Origin of the sequence: Bacteroides sp. MSK.20.12 (assembly GCF_019052435.1) — a bacterium.
Taxonomy (GTDB): domain Bacteria; phylum Bacteroidota; class Bacteroidia; order Bacteroidales; family Bacteroidaceae; genus Bacteroides; species Bacteroides xylanisolvens.
Genome location: NZ_JAHQVH010000050.1, coordinates 36,195 through 43,855 on the forward strand (window position 1 = coordinate 36,195; position 7,661 = coordinate 43,855).

At 43.0% G+C, this 7,661-nt stretch carries 10 protein-coding genes and 1 pseudogene; all 11 read right to left on the minus strand.

The genetic code is table 11. From position 1 onward, the window contains the following. Window positions 1-2 precede the first annotated feature (2 nt). Complete coding sequence (locus KTR06_RS20555) at window positions 3-1,205, minus strand: beta-sandwich domain-containing protein (protein WP_004292790.1); 1,203 nt, start codon at window positions 1,203-1,205, stop codon at window positions 3-5. Window positions 1,206-1,285: 80 nt separating this feature from the next. Beyond that, window positions 1,286-2,050, minus strand: coding sequence for a YjbH domain-containing protein (locus KTR06_RS20560; protein WP_004322045.1), 765 nt, complete (start codon window positions 2,048-2,050; stop codon window positions 1,286-1,288). After that, window positions 2,047-3,006 (minus strand): hypothetical protein, encoded by a 960-nt coding sequence (locus KTR06_RS20565; RefSeq protein WP_004292788.1) that lies wholly within the window; start codon window positions 3,004-3,006, stop codon window positions 2,047-2,049. Before KTR06_RS20565 ends, KTR06_RS20560 begins: the two co-directional genes overlap by 4 nt. A gap of 425 nt (window positions 3,007-3,431) precedes the next feature. Continuing rightward, window positions 3,432-3,761 (minus strand): hypothetical protein, encoded by a 330-nt coding sequence (locus tag KTR06_RS20570; protein ID WP_185150408.1) that lies wholly within the window; start codon window positions 3,759-3,761, stop codon window positions 3,432-3,434. A gap of 188 nt (window positions 3,762-3,949) precedes the next feature. After that, window positions 3,950-4,189 carry an aspartate/glutamate racemase family protein gene (locus tag KTR06_RS20575; RefSeq protein WP_071585656.1) on the minus strand — a complete coding sequence of 80 codons (240 nt, stop codon included), beginning with the start codon at window positions 4,187-4,189 and terminating at the stop codon, window positions 3,950-3,952. Beyond that, window positions 4,186-5,052 carry a methyltransferase domain-containing protein gene (locus KTR06_RS20580; RefSeq protein ID WP_007857419.1) on the minus strand — a complete coding sequence of 289 codons (867 nt, stop codon included), beginning with the start codon at window positions 5,050-5,052 and terminating at the stop codon, window positions 4,186-4,188. The genes KTR06_RS20575 and KTR06_RS20580 overlap by 4 nt, the downstream gene beginning before the upstream one ends. A 1-nt stretch (window position 5,053) precedes the next feature. Beyond that, entirely contained in the window at window positions 5,054-5,326 is a 273-nt protein-coding gene (locus KTR06_RS20585) for an antitoxin (protein WP_000301765.1), read from the minus strand. Window positions 5,327-5,342: 16 nt separating this feature from the next. Then, window positions 5,343-5,558, minus strand: coding sequence for a peptide-binding protein (locus KTR06_RS20590; RefSeq protein WP_002321610.1), 216 nt, complete (start codon window positions 5,556-5,558; stop codon window positions 5,343-5,345). Between the two features lie 149 nt (window positions 5,559-5,707). Continuing rightward, a pseudogene (locus tag KTR06_RS24805) lies at window positions 5,708-5,962 on the minus strand (topoisomerase DNA-binding C4 zinc finger domain-containing protein); the annotation flags it as partial. 169 nt (window positions 5,963-6,131) lie between these two features. Then, on the minus strand, window positions 6,132-6,869 hold the full coding sequence (gene erm(B) / locus KTR06_RS20600; RefSeq protein ID WP_004292767.1) for a 23S rRNA (adenine(2058)-N(6))-methyltransferase Erm(B): 738 nt from the start codon (window positions 6,867-6,869) through the stop codon (window positions 6,132-6,134). Window positions 6,870-6,904: 35 nt separating this feature from the next. After that, window positions 6,905-7,661, minus strand: a 757-nt coding sequence (locus KTR06_RS20605) for a bifunctional 2-polyprenyl-6-hydroxyphenol methylase/3-demethylubiquinol 3-O-methyltransferase UbiG (protein ID WP_007487728.1), incomplete at its 5' end; no start/stop codon positions are given.

Here is a 7,661-nt window from a genome sequence, read left to right on the forward strand (position 1 = left end):
AATCAATTGTCACTCGTCCCTCCATTATGGTTTCTGTTGTAAGAGGTTGTCACGACTGCCACATCACCGTATTGTCTTCCACTGACGGAACGGTTCAATGCGGAGACGGTCAAAGTGGTCACTTGTTGAGTACCTGCCACGTGCAAGGCCGTACCGACGGGCAAGGTCACATTGATGGGGTAAGTTCCCGTAGCCGTAGTGACACCTGCGCCGGCAATGCGGGCCAGAATCTCAATCAGGTAAGCGGTTATCCGACTGGTCCCGGACGAAGTGATTTCCGTTCCGATGTGATAAGTGAACGAGGCCGAACCAACGGTCATGTCACCCGATCCATACAGGTTGTCCCACAGGTCTTGTTCAAAGGCCAACGGCGTGCTTGTGGAGGAAGAAGTCACATCCGCTCCAAAGAGCAACGTATAGGAAGTGAACTGGTCGGCAAACACGATTACTTGTCCGCCTTCTACAGTATATTCTGCATCCACCCATTGCCCGTTCACGTATTTCTGTGCCGTGATGGATTGCGCCACTTCCGCATCCACATCGTAAGCCAATTCGATGGGACTTGAAAGCGTGGCGTTCGCATCGGTGCAAGCCACGCTTGTACCAATCAGCATGACGCTTTCGGCAGCACGGGAAGTGGCACGGGTATTGGCTTCGGCTTCATCCAGCGTGTAAAGCGGGGTAACCACGATGGAACTTCCCGCAGGCAATTCCGCCGTCTCGGGTACGGTGACAGCCACTGTGACCGCGCCCTCGTCATTGCCTTCGATGGTCTCTGAAGTCACGTTGGCCTCCGTATCGCCGTTGGCGGCTACTTCAATGGTCGTGCCTTCATTGGGCAATGACACGTTCCATACGACATTGGCTCCGCTTCCGCTTTCTGCAACGGTGACGGTTGTTTCCTTGGACTGTTTCCCCGGAGCGGAAGCCGTCAGGGTATAACTTCCGGCATCCACATCGTCAAAAGTGAACGTGCCATCTGCGCCGGTCTGTGTCGATTCGCCGTTCATGCTCACGGTAGCCGAAAGGCCGTTGCCGTCCATGCCGGTGACACGCCCGCTGATACTGTGCGATACGGACACCGTGGGCGGCGTCACGTTGCTGTAATCCGGATCATCGTCACTGCACCCTACGAAACTGGTGCACAAAGCCACACTAAGGAATGCGAACATTCCCCATCTTGATAGATTTCTAAGATTTTCCATTTCTAAAAATAATTAAACGATTAAATTAGGTTATTTTGAAATTCTGTATTCTAGTAGTTATATCCGTATTGTTTGTGTCTTCAATCAGGGTGGGTCTTGCCCAACAGGTTTAACTTGAAACACAGGCCACCTGTGAAATGTTTCCCATTCTGCAAGGTTGCCTGCAAAAAGAGGTGTTTCCACAACAAACAGTCTGCGCCGATGTTGATATCGTCACCGGTATATTCTATCGTTGCCCGAAGGTTTCTGGCAAAGGACGGGCGATAGGTGATACCGGCGGCTATGCCCCGCCATTTGGCATTGAAATCCGATGTAAAATAGCGGTAGGTCAAATGAAAACCAAATTCATTCCGCCTGTACATGACGTGTTTGCTGGCGGCTATATAATAATTCTGGAAGTAGTCGTTGACCGGATATTTGCCTTCGGCATAGGACTCGTTCACCTTGCTGCCGGGATCCTGGGTGCCTATGGCAATTGCAGGCCACCATTTGCCTTCTTTCAGCGGACGCACTTTCAGGTGAAAGTACCGGTCTTTCTTATTATGTCCGACATGGCCATCGTTGTCAATCCCCTTCAGTATGGTACAGACATACGCTATTTCTATCCAAGGGAAGGGGGTGATGGCCAGAAAATGGTTGGTCGTGTTGAATTTCTCTCCTTCATACTGGTAGGTGTCAGGAAGAAATTCCTGATTCAGGAAGAAGAAACCGATACGGGCTTCTCCCTCTGTCGCCATTTCCGCCGTGGGCACGTGGATCATGCCGGTAACGCCCGAATACTCTTGCGCCCTCAATATCGGAATGCAGCCCATCACGACAAGGAGGCCAATCAATAATCTTCTCATTTCCGCCCTCCTTCCTTTTCCGAGAAGTCCGGCTTCATGGTGTTGCTGCCCCATTGCAGGGCATTGCGGTCAAACCAGCCCTCGCGTTCGTTCTCCTCCGGGTCGGTCGTGTACATTTTGTTGGCATAGGCGTCACCTTCCATACTGTATGTCAGGCGGAAATTAGAAGCCGGACGGAAATTGACAGTGCGCCGTTTCCGCTTGTAAGGCGGTATCATCATCACCACCTTAAAACCGGCATTCTTGCCGCCCTCGTTGCTATACTCGCCGTACAATCCGACCGTACAGTGGTTGAAATGCCGCATGGCTTCAACTATGGCTCCATAATCTTCATAGAGGAAACGTCCGCCCCTTGCGCGGAACTGCGTATTCCATTTGTTCAGATAGACATCGGTGCCCAGCAAGGCGGTAATCCGTTTGGGGGTACTTGCTTCCCAGTCCACTGCCATTGAACAATAGCCGGTTAATCCAGCCTGCACTTCCAATGCCAACCAGCGGTTTACGACATACATCCCTTTCAAGTCCAATCCATACCGCTCCCTGCCGAACAAGCCGCCGCTTGCTTTCAGGAACCACCGGGATCGCCAATGCGCCTCTTTAGATAACACCGCCATGTTCAACCGTACTTTCTTGTATCGGTCGCCATAGTCGTTATACACCGGCACTAATGCCTGTGCTGCCGCCTGCCACCCCTTGCCCATGTTCCATTTCACACCGGGAGTCAGATTCAGCAAAATCTCATATATTTTCCCATTGTGAAACAAATCCCGGTAGTTGAAATCCGCCCCTACAAATATATCTACCTGACCAGCGGGTATGGACGGCTGTGCAATTATGGATGAATACCCATAAAAGACCAGCATGAATAGCAAAATGAACAGTTTCTTGCTTATTCTCTCGTAAGCTTTCATTTTTTCATATACGCTCGTAATTGTTTTATTGTTAATTGATGTCATAGTTCATATCCCGGTCATCTTTCATCTGATACCTTTTACCACATTTTCTACGAAACGCAAGTTTCTCTTCATCCTTTTAACCCAATGTGAGCCATCCTGATTTTACTCTAAGATGGCTCACATTGAAACGACACTCGCACAAAGTGCCTTTCAGTCTTTCACCAGAAAAGAGGTGAAAGGTTTATTTTTCCCAATCATTTATTCACACTTTCATTAGTCCAAATATAATCCTTCATGATAAAACTTTGTTTTAGCTTCCACCTTAGGTCAGTTTACAAGGAACTACACGCAGACCGTGAAACGGGCTGCTGACAACAAACGGCGGTATGCTCCCGGAGAGGGCAGCATACCGCCTGTTTTGTTGTCTAGGGTTTCCAAAGGGGTGCCCCCTTTGGCACACGACTTTGCTTGCAAAGTGTAGTGTGTTATACCTGCTGGCGTGGCTGACAGAGGAAACGGGGTGCGGTGCTTCTTGCACCCCGTTTGCTCCGGCAGGAAAACAGGCTGAATTTTTGCGAATGGGAATGAGCAAAAAATCGGCCTGTTTTCAGAGAACGGCGGCAGGTATATGAAAGCCCCCGTCCCTCGTCCTTCGCTCCGACTTGTGGACAAAGTGTCCCGAAGTGTGGCCACACTCCCGGAAAAGTAGCAGGACAGCAGGCAACCGTCAAGGCTGAAATGAACGGGTTTGCACCCGGCCTTGACCGCCGCCCGCCGTTCCGCTGAATGGGTGAACAAGGCGGCCAATCCCTCAAAGTGCTTGGCCGCTCTCTTTTTGATTTTGGAGCATTTCTTTTCCCAAAATTGAAATGGGCGGGGAAGCCATTTTAGGGCTTTCCCGCCTTGATTACCCTTTAGCAAAGACGGGCGGGGCTGTCAACGGCGGCGCATGAAATGCGCCGTTCATCTTGACCGTTGACTGGCTCGGCTGGCTTTGCTATTTTTATCGAATTGCATATTGGTAAATTGCATTGATATGTACTTGGGTTGTATTCACGATTGGCACATTAACATCTTCGGGCTTTATGGCAAGTGGCAGCTCCGTACAGGCGAGAATGAGTGCATCTACATTTTCTTTTTCAATGTATTTATTTGCCAGTGCAATCATTTTCTCTTTATCACTAGGAATTACTATGCCATTCTCTAAATTGGGGTATATCAGTTTTCCTAATAGAGATATTATTTTTTCGCTATCGCCTTTACAAGTAACATCATCGGGCGGCGAAGTTCATCTTCCATACCCGGAATATCCATCATCTCTTTAGGCGGTTCTGCTTCCTCTACAACTTTAAGCTCAAACCCATTGTTCAGCAATCCCATTATAATCTGTGTAAGTGTGTGATGTTGTTTTACTACATCACATCCTAAAAAATGTGTATTTCGTTCTCCTGTTATAAAGTAATTATCAATCGCCCAATATTGCGGTTTCCCATCATCTGTATAAATCCAATCCTGCCCAACTCCTGCGGTAAAAACAGGGTGTTCGATATTAAAAAGAAAAATTCCACCTGGTTTTAATGTCCTATACACTTTTTGAAATATTTCCACTATGTCCTCTATATAGTGCAGAGCTAAATTAGATATAACACAATCCCATTCATTTTCTGGATAGTCATATTCCTCTAATCCGCTAATACGATATTCAATTTGATTTCCTGAATTGCGCTTTTGGGCTTCCTCAATCATTTTCTTACTTAAATCGATCCCTAATATTTTTGTAGCTCCTTGTTCTTCTGCGAACTTGCAGTGCCAGCCATATCCGCACCCCAAGTCAAGAACAGATTTTCCTTCTAACGAAGGAAACAAAGGTTTTAATTGATGCCATTCACCAGCAGCTTTTAACCCCTCTTTATCAATGACAATAACATTCCCTTGTGTTTCTTCAAGAATTGCTGATCGCAAACTCGTTTTCCCTGACCCTGGTTGCCCACCAAGTAAAAAAGCGGTTGGCGATTCAACCGCTTTTTTTCCTTGAACCAATTCTTCTAAATTATCATTTAAGCGATTTTCAAATTGTTTGTCAGTAAAATTGACTATATTTGCCATATTAAGCCACTTTCTCTTTATTCAAAACTTGTTTTGAATAGCGATTCATTGACCGCCAATACTCATGAACGGCTTGTAATTCTTCTAAAGAATAATCAAAAAGATTTACACGTTTTGCAAGCTTTAATTGGTTTAATAAATTGACTTCCAATAATTGAGAGTCATTTTTATTTAATTCATGATTCAAAACATAGTTTAATACTCGATTATAAACGCTTGCCGATAATTCGTTAATGATCTCTATTTCAAATGTTTTTTCATAAGTAACTGCCATTTCATTTTCACTCCTTTTAAAGTTTGTCAGGTAAATATTTCCGAATATATTCTTCTAAGGCTTTATCCATAACTTCTTTTACGTTTCCGCCATTCTTTGCTGTTTCGATTTTTATAATATGGTGCAAGTCAGCACGAACACGAACCGTCTTATCCCCCATAATATCTTTTTTTGCACTGATTGGTGTATCATTTCGTTTTGCTTTTTGTGCGCCTAAATTTCCCACAACCACTCACTTCTTTCTATTTCTTCTTACTCTTATTTTATCATCAACAATCACAAATCACAAGTGATTTGTGATTAATCACTTGTGATTTGTGATTCTATTCTTTTTCGTTTTCTAATTGAATGATTCGCTCAAGCATTTCAAAAAATACGTTCTCATACATAGATAAAATCAATATATCCCTTTTCTCCGATTTTTACAACGGCATTGTAGGACTTTCTATCTTTCGTTTTGATTCCTTTTACCAGGGTTTCTTTTCCCTCTAGTAATTCTTTTACATTTGTTTTGGTGAGTTTTTTCTTTCTAAAATGTTCAGCTAAAGTGAAGGTACATTCAGGATAATTTGAACAACCATAAAACGATTTTTTTAATACAATATTGTTGCCACACTTAGGACATTTTCCTACAAGGGGTCCCGAGCGCTTAGTGGGAATTTGTACCCCTTATCGATACAAATTCCCCGTAGGCGCTAGGGACCTCTTTAGCTCCTTGGAAGCTGTCAGTAGTATACCTAATAATTTATCTACATTCCCTTTAGTAACGTGTAACTTTCCAAATTTACAAAAGCGACTCATAGAATTATTTCCTCCCGTTAAATAATAGATAACTATTAAAAATAGACAATACTTGCTCATAAGTAACGGTACTTAAATTGTTTACTTTGGCGTGTTTCATTGCTTGATGAAACTGATTTTTAGTAAACAGTTGACGATATTCTCGATTGACCCATTTTGAAACAAAGTACGTATATAGCTTCCAATATTTATCTGGAACATCTGTGGTATGGCGGGTAAGTTTTATTAAGACACTGTTTACTTTTGGTTTAGGATGAAAGCATTCCGCTGGCAGCTTAAGCAATTGCTGAATCGAGACTTGAGTGTGCAAGAGCAACCCTAGTGTTCGGTGAATATCCAAGGTACCCTTGTAGAATCCTTCTGCAACAATCAGATAGATGTCAGACGCATGGCTTTCAAAAACCACTTTTTTAATAATTTGTGTGCTTAAATGGTAAGGAATACTCCCAACAATTTTATACCTCTGTTTGTTAGGGAATTGAAACTGTAGAATATCTTGGTGAATTAAAGTGACACGAGTATTCAGTTTTAATTTTTCTGACGATAAGTTGAATAGATGACTGTCTAATTCAATAGACGTTACCTGTTTACTTATTTTAGCCAGTTTCGTCGTTAAATGCCCTTTACCTGTTCCAATTTCGTAAACGGTATCGGTTTCTTTTAAATTCAATTGTTTTATTATTTGGTTGAGTACTTTTTCACTCGTTAAAAAGTTTTGAGAATATTTTATATTTTTGTTCATGTAATCACTCCTTCTTAATTACAAATTTTTAGCATCTAATTTAACTTCAATAGACTAATAACAATGTTTGGTCTTGCTTCACTTTGTGCTTGTCGGAAGCCTAAATAGTAACTGCGTTTTGCTTCGTGTCCGTCTGGCAACCGCTCAAATTGTTCATCAAGTTCTGATACACCTTCTTCGTTATAGCGTGGATCAAATTCTTCTAAAAAGTCTGCTTCCTCTACAACTTTAAGCTCAAACCCATTGTTCAGCAATCCCATTATAATCTGTGTAAGTGTGTGATGTTGTTTTACTACATCACATCCTAAAAAATGTGTATTTCGTTCTCCTGTTATAAAGTAATTATCAATCGCCCAATATTGCGGTTTCCCATCATCTGTATAAATCCAATCCTGCCCAACTCCTGCGGTAAAAACAGGGTGTTCGATATTAAAAAGAAAAATTCCACCTGGTTTTAATGTCCTATACACTTTTTGAAATATTTCCACTATGTCCTCTATATAGTGCAGAGCTAAATTAGATATAACACAATCCCATTCATTTTCTGGATAGTCATATTCCTCTAATCCGCTAATACGATATTCAATTTGATTTCCTGAATTGCGCTTTTGTGCTTCCTCAATCATTTTCTTACTTAAATCGATCCCTAATATTTTTGTAGCTCCTTGTTCTTCTGCGAACTTGCAGTGCCAGCCATATCCGCACCCCAAGTCAAGAACAGATTTTCCTTCTAACGAAGGAAACAAAGGTTTTAATTGATGCCATTCACCAGCAGCTTTTAACCCCTCTTTA